General features: G+C 61.1%; 10 protein-coding genes. 6 read left to right on the top strand and 4 right to left on the bottom strand.

Translation table 11 applies throughout. The annotated features are described in order from the left end of the window. Nucleotides 1-14: 14 nt before the first annotated feature. Both G9X67_RS31760 and G9X67_RS31755 read right to left on the bottom strand, forming a co-directional pair. Nucleotides 15-932 carry a branched-chain amino acid ABC transporter permease LivH gene (locus tag G9X67_RS31760; protein WP_138388703.1) on the bottom strand — a complete coding sequence of 306 codons (918 nt, stop codon included), beginning with the start codon at nt 930-932 and terminating at the stop codon, nt 15-17. 179 nt (nt 933-1111) lie between these two features. After that, nucleotides 1112-2227 (bottom strand): ABC transporter substrate-binding protein, encoded by a 1116-nt coding sequence (locus G9X67_RS31755; RefSeq protein ID WP_138388704.1) that lies wholly within the window; start codon nt 2225-2227, stop codon nt 1112-1114. Nucleotides 2228-2533: 306 nt separating this feature from the next. Here G9X67_RS31755 and G9X67_RS31750 point away from each other — a divergent pair, with 306 nt between their 5' ends. From G9X67_RS31750 to G9X67_RS31725, 6 genes are read left to right on the top strand one after another with little or no spacing between them, the layout of a single operon-like run. After that, nucleotides 2534-4615: a hydantoinase/oxoprolinase family protein gene (locus G9X67_RS31750; protein ID WP_171600518.1), complete on the top strand. Its 2082-nt coding sequence runs from the start codon at nt 2534-2536 to the stop codon at nt 4613-4615. Nucleotides 4616-4625: 10 nt separating this feature from the next. Next, a complete protein-coding gene (locus tag G9X67_RS31745; protein ID WP_171600517.1) occupies nt 4626-6293 on the top strand; it encodes a hydantoinase B/oxoprolinase family protein in 1668 nt (555 codons plus the stop codon). Further along, nucleotides 6290-7501 (top strand): pyridoxal phosphate-dependent aminotransferase, encoded by a 1212-nt coding sequence (locus G9X67_RS31740; RefSeq protein ID WP_171600516.1) that lies wholly within the window; start codon nt 6290-6292, stop codon nt 7499-7501. The genes G9X67_RS31745 and G9X67_RS31740 overlap by 4 nt, the downstream gene beginning before the upstream one ends. A 12-nt stretch (nt 7502-7513) precedes the next feature. Next, nucleotides 7514-8335: an NAD(P)-dependent oxidoreductase gene (locus G9X67_RS31735; RefSeq protein ID WP_171600515.1), complete on the top strand. Its 822-nt coding sequence runs from the start codon at nt 7514-7516 to the stop codon at nt 8333-8335. Beyond that, complete coding sequence (locus G9X67_RS31730) at nt 8335-9528, top strand: FAD-binding oxidoreductase (protein WP_171600514.1); 1194 nt, start codon at nt 8335-8337, stop codon at nt 9526-9528. The genes G9X67_RS31735 and G9X67_RS31730 overlap by 1 nt, the downstream gene beginning before the upstream one ends. A 22-nt stretch (nt 9529-9550) precedes the next feature. Next, entirely contained in the window at nt 9551-11236 is a 1686-nt protein-coding gene (locus tag G9X67_RS31725) for a thiamine pyrophosphate-binding protein (protein ID WP_138388709.1), read from the top strand. A gap of 146 nt (nt 11237-11382) precedes the next feature. Here G9X67_RS31725 and G9X67_RS31720 read toward each other — a convergent pair whose 3' ends face one another. Beyond that, the gene (locus G9X67_RS31720; protein ID WP_138388710.1) at nt 11383-12114 is read right to left on the bottom strand and encodes a FadR/GntR family transcriptional regulator; all 732 of its coding nucleotides are present in this window, start codon (nt 12112-12114) and stop codon (nt 11383-11385) included. A 45-nt stretch (nt 12115-12159) separates the two neighbouring features. Then, nucleotides 12160-15216 (bottom strand): FAD-binding and (Fe-S)-binding domain-containing protein, encoded by a 3057-nt coding sequence (locus tag G9X67_RS31715; RefSeq protein ID WP_171600513.1) that lies wholly within the window; start codon nt 15214-15216, stop codon nt 12160-12162. Between the last annotated feature and the right edge of the window lie 83 nt (nt 15217-15299).

The following is a 15299-nucleotide window of genomic DNA, read 5'->3' as shown; positions in this document are numbered from 1 at the left end:
GTTCGTGCTCCTCTTCAGACTTTTTGGATTTCCGCCCGGCCAAGCAGGCCATACGGTCGGAAAAACAGGAGAGTGATGAGCAATGCGAAGGCGAAGACGTCCTTGTAGTCGGTGCTGACATAGCCGGCGAACAGAGCCTCGGTCAGGCCGAGGACGATGCCGCCGAGTACGGCGCCGGGCAGCGAGCCGATCCCGCCGAGAACCGCGGCCGTGAAGGCCTTGATGCCCATGACAAAGCCGATGAAAAAGTTGAAGGAGCCGTAGTTGAAGGTAACGAGCGTGCCGCCGACGGCGGCAGTGGCCGCGCCCATGACGAACACCGCCGAAATGATCCGGTCGGTATTGACCCCGAGTATCGCGGAGATCCGGATATTCTGCTGGGTGGCGCGGCATTCGCGGCCGATCCTGGTGTAGTTGATCACATAGGTCAGCACGCCCATGGCGATCAGCGACGCGAACAGGATCACCGTCTGCATGTAGGTGATCTGCGCGAAGTGGGTATCGTTTCCGATGCGAAACGCCCCCTGGATGAGCGTCGGCACACCCTGGTCGCGTGCGCCCTGGGCGATCTGGACGTAGCTCTGCAGCATCAGCGAGATGCCGATGGCCGATATCAGCGGAGCAAGCTTGGTCGAGCCGCGAAGCGGACGATAGGCGACGCGCTCGATCACCCAGCCATAGACGGCGGTGATCGCGCAGCTGATCACCAGCACTGATATCAGGGCGAAGGGAACCGACTGAACACCGAAATAGCCAAGGACGGCAAGCGTGATGGCGGCGATATAGGCCGATACCATATAGACGTCGCCATGGGCGAAGTTGATCATCCGGATGACGCCGTAGACCATGGTGTATCCAACCGCGATCAGGCCGTAGATCGTCCCCAGCGTGATGCCATTGAACAATTGTTGAACCAGGATGTAAAAGTCCATGGTGAACCCCTCTTATGGTTTTCGGGGATGGATAAGCCGGCCGAACCTAAAGCGCGTCGCGATCTTTCAGAGTCTCTGGTCGCGCTTTAGGTCCTTAGTTTTCCGCATGTCGTTACCGCAAAACCGCTGCACAGTTTTCCGTGACAAGCTTCAGGTCCGGCCGGCTCGGGCAAAATGCCTTACTTCACCAAGACAGGGGTTCCCTTGTCGTCGAAGTTGTAGAAGACGAACTTGAAGTCCTTGATGTCGCCCTTGGCGTCCCAGGTGATCTTGCCGATGGCGGAATCGACGGTGTTGTTGCGAAGATAGTCGGCCTGGGCCTTCAACTCGTCGCCGGCCTTCAGCGCGGCAATGACGGCCTGCGCATTGGCATAGCCATAGAGCACGTAGTTGGCCGGCGTGATGTTGGCTTTCTTCAGCGAGTTCTGGACGCCCTGCGTCGAGGGATCGGCCAGCGGATCGGGCGTTGCCGAATAATAGACGTTCTTCAGGTTTTGCGCGCCGCCGGCTGCCGCGATGAGTTCCGTCTGGGCGAAGGCGTCGCCGCTGACGACGACCACGTCGACACCCTGCTCCTTCAGCTGGCGGATCAGCGGACCGCCTTCGGGGATGAGGCCGCCGAAGTAAACGGCGTTGGCGCCGGAGCTCTTGATCTTGGTGACGAGCGCGTTGAAGTCGCGTTCGCCGCGGGTCAGGCCCTCGTACATCACAGGCTTGATTCCGCGCGCTTCGATCGTCTTCTTGACGGCGTCCACCAAGCCCTGGCCATAGGTGTCCTTGTCGTGGATGAGGGCGATCTTGTCCCGCTTCAGCGTATCCAGAATGAAGCTGCCGGCAACGACGGCCTGCTGGTCGTCACGGCCGCAGCCACGGAACAGATTGTCGAAACCGCGATCGGTGACGGTCGGATTGGTCGAGGATGGCGTCATTTCGAGTATGCCGGCATCATTGTAGATTTCGGAAGCGGGAATCGTGTTGGACGAGCAGAAATGTCCGATCACGGCCTGGACCTTGTCCTGGTCGACGAAACGATTGGCGACGGAAACGGCTTGCTTCGGTTCGCAGGCGTCGTCCCCCTTCACCAGTTCAATCTTCTTGCCATTGATGCCGCCCGACGCATTGACGTCGGTGACGTAGGCGGACACGCCGCTGAACACCTGCTCGCCGAAGGTCGCATTGGCGCCGGTATAGGGGCCGGCGACGCCGATCTTGATCGTGTCGGCCGCCAATGCGTTGGAAAACAGCAGGACGGAGGCGACGGCGGTGGCGCTAAGAAGTGTCGAGATGGATTTCATGTGTTTTTCCCTCTGGTTGAAGCCATTCGATTTTTAGTCGTTCTCGACGCGGTTCAAGTCCGCGTTCATGCTTCGTCGTTCGGCGAAGCTATTATTTTTGCTGTGTAATTCGTTCTCGTTGAAAACGCCGAGAAGGGCGAGTTTCGAGATTTTCGGGCCTTTTCTTAATTGACACTTATATGATAAGTGACATATACGAAGACCGTCAAGCGGAAATGTTGCAGTGTCGTTTGCAACAGTGAAGAATGGCGGGATGCATGGCCGCGCAGCGCGGTCTCGAAGGTTAAGAAAGCGGGGAACAAGACGGTGAGCAGCACGCCACGAAACTGCCGGGTGGGCGTCGATATCGGCGGCACCTTTACGGATATCGCTCTCGACCTCGATGGGGCGCTTCACTCGACGAAGATCCTGACGGACTATACGGCGCCGGAGCGGGCGATCCTCAAGGGTGTGAAGACCGTTGCCGACATGGCGGGCATCGCTCTTTCAGAGATCGGCATCCTCATCCATGGCACGACGCTTGCCACCAACGCACTCATCGAGCGGCGCGGCGCCAAGACCGCCTTCGTGACGACGGAAGGTTTTCGCGATGTGCTCGAGATGCGCACTGAGAACCGTTTCGAACAATATGATCTCAATATTTCCCTGCCGCCGGCTCTCATCGCGCGCGCCGACCGCTTCGTCGTGCGTGAGCGTATCGATGCGACGGGCAAGGTTCTGCTTGATCTGGATGATGCTTCGGTCGCAGCCGTCGTCGAGAAGGTCGCGGCAGGCGGCTATGAAAGTGTCGCGATCGGTTTCATCCATGCCTATGCCAATGGCGCCCACGAGATCGCCGTCCGCGACGCGATCCTGAAGCGCCTTCCTGGCCTCTCCGTTTCGATCTCGTCGGAGGTTTCTCCGCAGATGCGCGAATTCGAGCGCTTCAACACGGTCTGCGCCAATGCCTATGTCAAGCCGGCGATCAAATCCTATCTCGACCGTCTCGTCGTGTCGCTGAAGGAGATCGGCGTCGGCTGCCCGGTCTTCATGATCCATTCCGGCGGCGGGATCGTCTCGGTCGAGAGCGCCTCCGAGTTTCCGGTCCGCCTGGTCGAATCCGGTCCGGCGGGCGGCGCGATCTTCGCGGCCGACATCGCCCGTCAATATGGTCTCGACACGGTTCTTTCCTTCGACATGGGCGGCACCACCGCCAAGATCTGCCTGATCGAAAACCAGGTGCCGAAGACGGCCAAGACTTTCGAGGTCGCGCGCACCTATCGATTCCGCAAGGGATCAGGCATGCCGATTTCCATCCCTGTTGTCGAGATGGTCGAAATCGGCGCGGGCGGTGGTTCGATCGCTTCGGTCGACGCAATGCGTCAGATCCGCGTAGGGCCGCATTCGGCGGCCTCGGAGCCCGGCCCGGCCTGTTATCAGCGCGGCGGCAAGAACCCCACCGTGACCGATGCGGACCTGATCCTCGGCAAGCTCGATCCTGCCAATTTCGCCGGTGGCGCAATCCCGCTTTCCGTCGAGGCGAGCCACCAGGCGATGAGCGACGATATCGGCTCGGTCATCGGTCTCGATCCGGAAGCTTCCGCTTACGGCGCCTGCGAAATGGTTGACGAGAACATGGCCAATGCCGGCCGCGTTCACACCGTCGAGAACGGCAAGAACATTTCCGATTTCACCATGATCACCTTCGGCGGCGCAGGGCCGCTGCATGCCGCACGCCTCTGCGAAAAGATGGGTATCTCGACCTTCCTCGTTCCGCCAGGCGCCGGCGTCGGTTCGGCGATCGGTTTCCTCAAGGCGCCCTTCGGCTACGAATCCGTCCGCAGCGCCGTCTTCAACCTGTCGAATTTCGAATATGCAGAGGCTAACCGGCTCCTGGTAGCGATGAAGGCCGAAGCACTCGGCTTTGTGGAAGGTGGGCTCGACGCCGGCTCCCCGGTGGTCGAGCGCACGCTCTTCATGCGCTATGCCGGGCAGGGCTGGGATATTCCGGTCCCGCTTGCCGACGACAATTTCGATGCCGCGAGTGCTGAGACGATCGCGGCCTTGTTCGAGAGGGAATATGAGCGCTTCTTCGGTCGCGCCATCGAGGGTCTCGACATCGAGATCGTCAGTTGGTCGGTCAAGGCGAGTTCGCCGCTGCCGCCGGTCGAGCGCATCGCCTCCATCGCCGAAGGCAATGTCGTGCAGCCGGGCAAGACCCGCCGCCTGTTCGAGGCTTCGCAAGGCGCCTATCTCGAAGCCGGCATTCACGAGCGTACCGGTTTGAAGCCCGGCGACGTGATCAAGGGTCCTGCGGTCATCGTCGAGCGTGAGACCTCAGCCGTTCTCACCTCTTTCTTCAAGGCCATCGTTCAGCGCGACGGCAGCCTTCTCGCAACCCGGATCTGAGGATAGTCACATGAACCAATCCATGATCGATATCCATATGCAGGTCATGTGGAACCGGCTGATCTCCGTCGTCGAGGAGCAGGCGCAGACCCTGATCCGCACGGCCTTCTCCACCTCGGTGCGCGAGGCGGGCGATCTGTCGGCCGGCGTCTTCGACCTGGAAGGCCGCATGCTGGCGCAGGCGGTCACCGGCACGCCCGGCCACGTCAACGCCATGGCGGAATCCGTCGCGCATTTCATTCGCGACATCGGGCCGGACAATATCTTCGAAGGCGACGTCTACATCACCAATGACCCGTGGAAGGGGACGGGCCACCTGCACGACATCACCGTCGTCACGCCCTCCTTCCATCACGGCAAGCTGGTCGGTTATTTCGCCTCGACCGCGCATGTCGTCGATGTCGGCGGTCGCGGTTTCGGCCCGGATGCCCGCGAAGTCTATGAAGAGGGCATCTTCATTCCGATCATGAAGTTCTTCGAGCGCGGCGAGCTGAACCGCACGCTGATCCATATCGTCCGAAACAATGTTCGCGAAAACGACAAGGTTGTCGGTGACTTCTATGCGCTTGCCGCCTGCAACGAAACGGGCCAGCGCCGGCTGGTCGACATGCTGACGGAATTCAATCTCCCTGATCTTTCAACGATCGGCGGCTTCATCCTCAAGCATAGCCGCGAGGCAACGCTGGAGCGGCTGAAAAACCTTCCGCATGGCTCCTGGAACTATAGCCTCGACCTCGACGGCTATGACGAGCCGGTGCATCTCGCCGCCAAGCTGAGCATCGGCCCCGATGGCGTCGTGGTCGATTTCGACGGCACCTCAGGCATGAGCAAGTTCGGCATCAATGTGCCGCTCGTCTATGCCAAGGCCTATGCCTGCTACGGCATCAAATGCGTCGTGGCGCCGGAAATTCCAAACAATGCGGCCTCGCTTGAGCCCTTCGAGGTGGTGGCGCCGGAAGGCTGCATCCTCAATGCCAAACGGCCGGCGCCGGTCGCCGTCCGCCACGTTCTCGGCCATTTCGTCCCGGATCTCGTGCTGGGCGCGCTGCATCAGGCGCTTCCAGGCCAGGTCCCGGCTGAGGGTGCGAGCGCGCTCTGGAACCTGCATATGAGCGTGCGCCCCGTCTCCGATCAGATCGGCGGCAAGGGCGCGGAAATCCTGATGTTCAATTCCGGCGGCACCGGCGCCCGCGCCACTCTCGACGGCTTGAACGCCACTGCCTTTCCGAGCGGCGTGCACACGATGCCGATCGAGGCGACGGAGAATGTCGGTCCCGTCATCATCTGGCGCAAGGAATTGCGCGAGGGGTCCGGAGGGGCCGGCGCGCAGCGCGGCGGTCTCGGCCAGATGATCGAGATCGAAGCGGCCGAGGGCTTCAGCTTCCGCTTCTCCGCCATGTTCGACAGGCTTGGCCACCCCGCGCGTGGCCGCGAAGGCGGACTGAGCGGCACGGCCGGCGCAGTTGCGCTCGACGACGGTACGGTTCTCAAGGGCAAGGGGCTGCAATTCGTGCCGGAAGGCCGGCGCCTGGTTCTGTCGCTTCCGGGCGGCGGCGGTTACGGCGATCCGGCACACCGCCCGGCTGACGCGATCGAGCACGATCTGAAACATGGATACATCACAGAAGAACAGGCTGAAGCCTACGGCAGGAGCCGGACCAAGGGAGGCGAGGCATGAATATGATTGCATTCGAAAGTACACGCGTTGCGACGATCAAGTCCTCACCGTCCATGGCGGTATCGGTCGCCGCCAAGGCGATGCGGGCCAAAGGAGAGCATGTCGTCGACCTTTCGCTCGGCGAGCCTGATTTCGAGACGCCGGATCATATCGTTCAGGCGGCGATCGAGGCCATGCGCAAGGGGCTTACCCGCTATACTGCGCCGGACGGCCTGGTGGAGCTGCGCGAAGCGATCGTCGCCAAGTTCAAACGTGAGAACGGCCTCGACTACGCCATGGATGAGATCTCCATCGGCAACGGCGCCAAGCAGATACTCTTCAATGCATTTCTGGCCACGCTGGAGCCCGGCGACGAAGTGGTCGTGCCGGCGCCTTACTGGGTCTCCTATACCGACATCGTCATCCTGCATGGCGGCATTCCCAAAACCGTGTCTTGCGGTGTCGAGGACGCCTTCAAGATCACAGCCGAGCGGCTGGAAGCAGCCATCACGCCGAAGACGCGTTGGTTCCTGTTCAATTCTCCCTCGAACCCGACGGGGGCGATCTATACGGCGGACGAACTGAAAGCGCTTGGCGCGGTGCTGGCGCGCCACCCCCACGTGGCGATCATGTCGGATGAGATCTACGAACATATCGTCTGCGGCGACGTGCCCTTCACGTCGTTCGTCGTCGCGTGCCCGGAGCTGAAGGACCGCACGCTCATCATCAACGGCGTATCCAAGGCCTATGCCATGACAGGATGGCGCCTCGGCTATGCGGCCGGTCCGCGGGAACTGACCCGGGCCTTGAACAAGCTTCAGTCCCAGAGCACGACCTGCCCGTCCTCCATCACCCAGTTTGCGGCCGCCGCAGCGCTCAACGGTCCCCAGGACTTCGTCAGGACGGCGGTTGCCGAATACAAGGCGCGCGGCGAACTGGTCGCAAGGGGCTTCAGCGCGATACCCGATCTCGATGTGCGAGCTCCTGAAGGGGCCTTCTACCTCTTTCCGAAATGCGCCCACTATATCGGCAAGACGGCGCCCGACGGCGCCAGGATTTCCAACGATACGGAACTGGCCTCCTATCTCCTCAGGGAAGGCAAGGTCGCAACCGTTCCCGGCGCCGCTTTCGGTGTCGAACCCTATATTCGCCTTTCCTTCGCGACATCGCGTGACAATCTTGCCATTGCCATCGAGCGCACCGCCGATGCACTGGCCAAACTTCGCTAAAGGGAAAATTCGATGACTGATTATCAGCGTACGCTTCTGACTGGCGCGGCCGGCGCTCTGGGAACCCAGCTGCGCAAGTCAGGAACAAGGCTTGGCAAGATCGTCAGGCTGTCTGCACGCAGGCCCTGCGAGAACGTCAAGCCACACGAGGAAGATGTTCCGGCGGACCTTTCCGACTTCGACGCCGTTTCGAAAGCCGTGGAGGGTTGCGACGCCATCATTCATATGGGCGGTCAGGGGCTGGAAGCCCCCTGGAACACCATCCTCAACGCCAACATCGTCGGCAGCTACAACATCTATGAGGCGGCCAGGCAGCATGGCGTCAAGCGCATCGTCTATGCCAGCTCCGTTCACGCCATCGGTTTTTACGAGCGCACCGAGACGATCGACGGCGACGTTCCGACCCGCCCCGACAGTCTCTACGGCGTGTCGAAGACCTTTGTCGAAAACCTCGGCCGTTACTATTTCGACAAGTTCGGGATCGAGACAGTGAGCCTGCGCATCGGCTCGTCCTTCCCTGCGCCGACGGACCGGCGCCACCTCATCACCTGGCTTTCCTATCGCGATTGCCGCCAACTCGTCGAAAAGAGCCTGTCGGCCGAACGCGTCGGCTTCATGGTCGCCTATGGCATGTCCAACAACAGCCGGGCGTTTTGGGACAACCGCACGGCGGCATCGCTTGGATACAAGCCGGAAGACAGCGCCGACGACTACGCGGACAAGGTCTTCGGCAAGACGAAACAGGGCGATCCCAACGATCCGGCGGTGCGCTTCCAGGGCGGCAGCTTTGCCGCCGCCGGCCACTATGAAGACGAGAAAAGTGAGACGCCCTGATGCAAGCTTCCAAGTCATCCTATGACGTGGTGATCGTCGGTGGAGCAGTGGTCGGCAGTTCGACGGCATATTTTCTGGCGACCAATCCCGACTTCAACGGATCGGTCCTGGTGATCGAGAAGGACTGGACCTATCAGCGTTCGGCGACGGCGCTGTCTTCCAGCTCTATCCGTCATCAGTTCTCGAATGCGATCAATGTCAAAGTCTCGCAGTTCGGGACGGAGTTCATCCGCAACTTCAAGGAAAATGTCGCCGTTGATGACGACACGGCGGAGATCGGCTTTCATGAGGCCGGTTATCTGTTCCTCGCCGAGGACGAACGCGGCGATCAGGTTCTCAGGCGCAATCACGAAACCCAGATCTCGTGCGGCGCGGAAGTCACGCTGCTCGATCCTGATGGTCTCGGCCGGCGGTTTCCCTGGCTGAACCTCGAAGGACTGACACTCGGCAGCACCGGCGAGCGGGGCGAGGGCTGGTTCGACAGCGTCGGTCTGCTGCAGGGCTTTCGCAAGAAAGCGCGCGCGCTCGGCGTCGAATACATCGAAGACGAAGTTTTTGCCGTCAATAGAGAGGGAGACCGCATCGTTTCCGTGTCGACGAAGAGCGGCCAGACGATCGCCTGCGGCACGATGGTCAATACATCAGGAACCAACGGCAAGAAAATCGCTGGGATGGCCGGGCTCGACGTTCCCGTGGAGCCGCGCCGACGCTCGCTGTTCGTCGTCGATTGCCGCACGCCTCTGGAAGGAAAAGTGGGCCTGACGATCGATCCTACCGGCGTCTTCTTCCGGCCCGAGGGCAAGTTCTACCTGATGGGCACCTATCCCAAACATGACCCTGAGGTAGACCCCAACGATTTCGATGTCATGCACGACGAATTCGATGAGGAAATCTGGCCGATCATGGCGAACCGGGTTCCGGCATTCGAGGCAATCAAGGTCGTCAACTCCTGGGCCGGCCACTATGACTATTGCACCCTCGATCACAATGTCGTCCTCGGACCGCATACCGAGGTCGGCAATTTCCTGTTCGCAAACGGCTTCTCGGGGCACGGTCTCCAGCAGTCGCCGGCGATGGGACGGGGTCTCTCGGAACTGATTACCTATGGCGGCTTCAAGACCCTTGATCTTTCGCCATTCGGCTACGAGCGGGTAGTAGCACAGCGCCCCTTCCTCGAAGACGCCGTCATTTAACGAACAGCAGAGGGGCTCCCCGATGAAAAACGAAACATTGAAGCGCAGCGGCGGCCAGGTGCTCGTCGATGCCTTGCGCATCCATGGTGTCGAGCGCGTGTTCGGCGTGCCGGGCGAAAGCTATCTTGCTGCCCTCGACGCCCTTCACGACGTGGAAGACGCCATCGAATTCATCGTCTGTCGGCAGGAAGGCGGCGCTGCCTACATGGCGGAAGCCTACGGCAAGATGACCGGCAAACCCGGCATCTGCTTCGTGACCCGCGGGCCGGGCGCGACGAACGCGTCCGTGGGCGTGCATACGGCCTTCCAGGATTCGACACCGATGATCCTGTTCATCGGGCAGGTGGCGCGCGATCAGATGGAGCGCGAAGCGTTCCAGGAGATCGATTATCGCCGCATGTTCGGCCAGATGGCGAAGTGGGTCGTCGAGATCGAGGATGCCGCCCGCATTCCCGAGCTCATCAGCCAGGCATTCCACCGAGCGGTCAACGGCCGGCCCGGGCCGGTGGTCGTCGCCCTTCCCGAAGACATGCTGACCGATATGGTCGATGTCGCCGACACCCCGCCCTACAAGCGGGTCGAGGGCTTTGCCGGCCCGCAGCAATTCGAGGAATTGCTCGGCCTTCTCTCCGAGGCGAAGCGCCCGATGGTCGTCGTCGGCGGCGGCGGCTGGACGCAGCAGGCCGTTGCCAACCTGAAGGTATTTTCGGAAGCCTTCGGCCTGCCCGTCGCCGCTTCTTTCCGCTGCCAGGACCTGTTCGACAATACGCACGAAAACTATGCCGGCGACCTCGGCCTTGCGGCAGGGCCGAAGCTGATCCGTCATGTGAAGGATTGCGACCTGCTGATCTCCATCGGCGCCCGCCTTGGGGAGATGACGACAGGCGCCTATACGCTGATCGACATTCCGGTTCCGAAGCATTTGCTCGTTCACATCCATCCGGGCGCGGAGGAACTGGGGCGCGTCTATCACGCGCGATTGCCGATCAATGCCAGCGTCGCTGGTTTCCTGTCGCAGGCGGCAAAGCTGAAGCCATTAGCTGCCCCGGTATGGAAGGATTGGACCAGGACGGCCCATGCCGACTACCTCGAAAACCTCGATCATCCCAAGGTGCCGGGTCCGGTGCAGATGGGCGATATCATGGAATGGCTGCGCGGACATCTCAAACCGGATGCCATCCTGACCACCGGCGCCGGCAATTATTCCGCCTGGGCGCATCGCTTCTATCAGTATCGCACCTTTCGCACCCAGCTCGGACCGACGAACGGTTCCATGGGCTACGGCGTGCCGGCGGCGATCGCTGCCAAGATCACCGATCCCGCGCGCACGGTCGTTGCCTTCGCCGGCGACGGATGTTTCCTGATGAACGGTCAGGAACTCGCAACCGCCATGCAGTATGACGCTCGCGTCATCTTTCTCGTCATCAACAACGGCATGTATGGCACGATCCGCATGCATCAGGAGCGTGAGTATCCCGGCCGCGTCTCCGGCACCCGCCTGACGAATCCGGATTTTGCCTCGCTGGCGCGATCTTATGGCCTCCACGGTGAGACGGTGGAAAAGACCGAGGATTTCGCCGGCGCCTTCGAACGCTGCGAGTTATCCGGCAAGCCGGGTCTCATCGAAATCCGGATCGACCCGGAAGCGCTGACACCGAAAATGAGCCTGACGCAAATTCGCGACCAGGCGATCGCCCAGGGAAAGTGATCGCAGCAAAAGGCGCCGCCTCAAAAAGCCGGGCGGCGCCTCAGCAGACCAGCGGAAAGTGAAGCCGCTTGAGGGGCGTGGAAAAGGGCGAGATAGGAGCGCAGGATGTGTCGCAGCAGGCGGATCATCCTTTCCTTCCCCCTGACTTAATCCTCGGTTTCGCTACTCGTCGGCTCATTGAGCATCGTGCGGTAACGATGGAGGCTTTCCTCCAGATGGACGATCAGCGCGGCCTTCGCAGCCTTGGCATCACCCTGGGTGATGGCGGCCAGGATAGCGGCATGTTCCTTGTTGATTTTCTTCAGGTAGGTGCTGTAGCCGCGCGCCGATTGGCGATGCTTGAGCACGAGGTCGAAATTGATGCTCTCTATCACCGCTTCCAGAAAACTCGGGAAGTGGGGATTGCGGGTGGCGCGGGCGATCGCGAGATGGAATTCGAAATCGGCGCGTGCCTCGACCTCGGCATCCTCAGTCACCAGGTTTTCGAGGTTGTCGTAGGCGCGGGCAATTTCAGCCAGCGCCTCCGGCGTGCGCCTCGACGCGGCAAGGGCGACGGATTGGATCTCGACGCCGAGCCGCAATTCCAGGATCTGCATCGCGGAACGAATATCCTCGATGCGGCTGATTTCGAAATTGAGGGTCTTTGCGTCCTTGTCGCTCACATAGACGCCGGCACCCTGTCGCGTCGTGACCCTTCCGCCCACCTTAAGAGAGGTGAGCGCCTCGCGAATGACGGTTCGGGACACGCCGAACTCTTCGCACAGCTGGGCGCTTGACGGAATTTTCTCGCCGGGAGCATAAAGGCCGGAGTCGATCCGTTCCATCAGCTTCGCAACGACGATTTCCGCAAGATTGCCTCGTTGCGTGATGATTGACACTGGTTTGCTCCGATTTTCACGATAAAATTTAGCACATATCACATATCATGCCACGTCTGATTGCGGAACGTCGGCCTTTTCAGACATTATCTTATCGATCACCTGAAAGGGATGCGGGATGCGCTTGTTGTCGATTTCCTTCACCTGCGAGCGGCATGAATATCCGGTGGCCATGAGACTGTCGGTGTCGCCGGCGGCATCGATCTCCCGCTTCCAACTCATCGCATAGAGGCGCTCGGAGATCGGCCGATTGCGGGCCTCGTGGCCAAAGGTGCCGGCCATTCCGCAGCACCCCGTTTCTGCTGCCTGAAGGTCGATGCCGAGGCTTCCGAATACGCTTTTCCATTGTGCGATGGAGGCGGGCGCATTGGTGCGTTCGGTGCAATGGGCCATCAACCGGAAGCTCCTGCCTTTGCTGGCGGAGGGGGAAGCGGCGAGCCTGTCGAGCTTGGCGATCAGCCATTCCTGCGGAAGGAGAATGGTTGCCTGCAGCCTCCCTTTGTATTCGCTGCGAAAGGCGAGCGTCATCGACGGATCGAGCCCGACCAGCGCCACACCCGCTTCATCCAGCTGTTGGAGATAGCTCGCGGTCCGCCCGGCCGCAGCCTCGAAACGTCCGAGATAGCCATGAACGTGCAGGGCTTTGCCGTTGACGTGGGACGCGGCGAGGAAGGGCGAAAGCCCCATTTTTCGCGCAAGCCCGATCGCGGCGAGGGCGACCTCAGGATCGAAATAGGCCGTAAACGCATCGGCGACGAAGATGACGCTCCGCTCCCTCTCACGCGGCGACAAGGCCTCGATCCGCCGAGGGGTCGCCAGCGGCACGCCAAGGCGGGCGGCTTCCTTCGCCAGAGAGATCCGCGGCAGGCGAGGCAGGGACGTCAAGCCGGCGACGCGCATCATCATCCTGCCGGCTCGCGTGCCGACGACCAGGTTGTAGGCAGGTCGTATCCGGTGAACTAGGGGCAGGGTGGTCTCGATGGCTGCGACCAGCGGATCCTTCAGCGGACGGAGGTAGCGCCCGTAATAAAGTTCTAGGAATTTGGAGCGGAAGGCCGGGACGCTGACTTTCACGGGACATTGCCCCGCGCAGGCCTTGCACGCCAGGCAGGTGTCCATCGAAGCGCGGACCTCGTGGGAAAAGTCGTCGCGATTTTGAGGGTTCAGCGAATTGAAGGCGCGCCGAACGAAGCTCGCGAGCGGAACGCTCTGCCGCAGGCGTTTTGCCTCCTGGCGAGGATCGATGCCTTTCTCGGCAAGCAGCCTCAGCCATTCCCGCATCAGAGCGGCGCGGCCTTTGGGCGAAAAACGCCGGTCGCGTGTCGCCTTGTAGGAGGGGCACATCGGGCTCGTTTCGTCGAAATCGAAACAGGCGCCGTTGCCGTTGCAATAGGCGGCGTTGTCGAAGGCTGCGCGGATCTCGTTACCGATGATGCGGTCGACGTCTCCCCGCAGCGGAACGTCGTCGATCTTCAGCAGCGCTTGGCCGGAAGGGGTTGCGATCTTGCCCGGGTTGAGACGGTTTTCCGGATCGAAAGCCCGTTTGATCTCCTGCAGGCTGGGATAGAGATCGCCGAAGAATTCCGGCACATATTCGGAACGCACCCCCTTGCCGTGCTCCCCCCAGAGCACGCCGCCATATCTGCGCGTCAGCGCCACGACGGCGTCGCTGACCTCCCGGACCAGCCGGACATGGTCATTGCGAGTGAGATCGAGGGCAGGCCGCACGTGCAGGACGCCGGCATCGACATGGCCGAACATGCCGTAGGAAAGGCCCGCGCCATCAAGCAATGCGCGGAACTCGCGGATATAGGCCGCAAGGTTTTCCGGCGGCACGGCGGTGTCCTCGACGAAGGCGACAGGCCTGACCGGTCCGTCCACATTGCCGAGCAGGCCGACCGCCCGTTTGCGCATCGACCAGATCGCCTCGACATCGGCATGATCCCGCGCAATCGCATAACCCAGGTGACGGGCATCTGCGCCCGTGGCAAGCGCGGCGGTCACCTCGGCCAGTTTGCGTTCGAGTTCGGCTTCATCGTCGGCGAGCACTTCCGCAATATTGATGCCGTTCGTGGTTCGGCCTGCATCGTCGGGAAAAAAGCGGGCAATGCCCGTCCAGACGATGTCGCCCCTGGCGAGGCCTAGAACTTTCTCATCGACCGTTTCCACCGAGGCGACATTCAGCACGACAAGCGTGCGGGCATCCTCCAATGCCGTGTTGAAGTCCCCGTAACGAATGTTGATCAGCGCCGCATGGGCTGGAATCGGTAGAAGGTTAAGTTCCGCTTCGGCGATCATCGCCAGCGTTCCCTCCGAGCCGCAGAGAATGGCATTGAGGTCAAAGCGTCCGTCGCTGCGCCGGATGTGAGCGAGATCGTAACCGGTCATATAGCGATTGAGTTTCGGAAAAATCTCGGCGATCCGGTCGCGTTTTTCACGCGCGATTCGGTCGACCGTCCTGTGGATCTCACCGACGCTGTCCTCACGCGCGACGATCTCTTCGAGCGCCGCTTCATCGAGCGGGCGCGACCACCAGTCGGTTCCATCCGCGAGCACGATGCGCAATCCCAGCACATGGTTGCTGGTCTTGCCGTAGAGGCATGAACCCTGGCCGCAGGCATCGGTGGAGACCATGCCGCCGATGGTAGCGCGATTGGAGGTGGAGAGTTCAGGCGCAAAAAACAGGCCGTAGGGCTTCAACGCTTGGTTCAGCTGATCCTTGACCACGCCCGCCTGGACCCGAGCAATTCTCCTGATCGGGTCGATTTCGAGAATGGAATTCATATGTCGCGAACAGTCGACGACGATGCCTGAGGTGAGGGATTGACCGTTCGTGCCGGTTCCGCCGCCGCGCGGCGCGACGGTGATCCCCAGAAAAGCCGGCTCCGACAGCACGGCCGCCGTAATCTGCAGGTCTTCGACGCCTCTGGGGAAAAGGATACCGGCCGGCTCGACCTGATAAATGGAATTGTCGGTCGAAAAAACGGTCCGGCTCGCCGCGCCGCTTTCGATGTCGCCACCGAACCCCGCCTCGATGAGCCGCTGGAAGAATCCCGCAGCGGGAAGGGGGATTGAACCGTTCGGCCGGAGGCGTGGAATCATGTCGAGACCTTCAGAATGCACTTGAGCTTTATCGAAGTTGGCATATAAGTGATAACATACAATGCCAGCGGTGCAACGCAAAA

Source organism: Rhizobium sp. WYCCWR 11152 (assembly GCF_013087615.1).
GTDB classification, from domain to species: Bacteria; Pseudomonadota; Alphaproteobacteria; order Rhizobiales; family Rhizobiaceae; genus Rhizobium; species Rhizobium indicum.
This window is presented reverse-complemented; position numbering and strand designations above follow the sequence as displayed.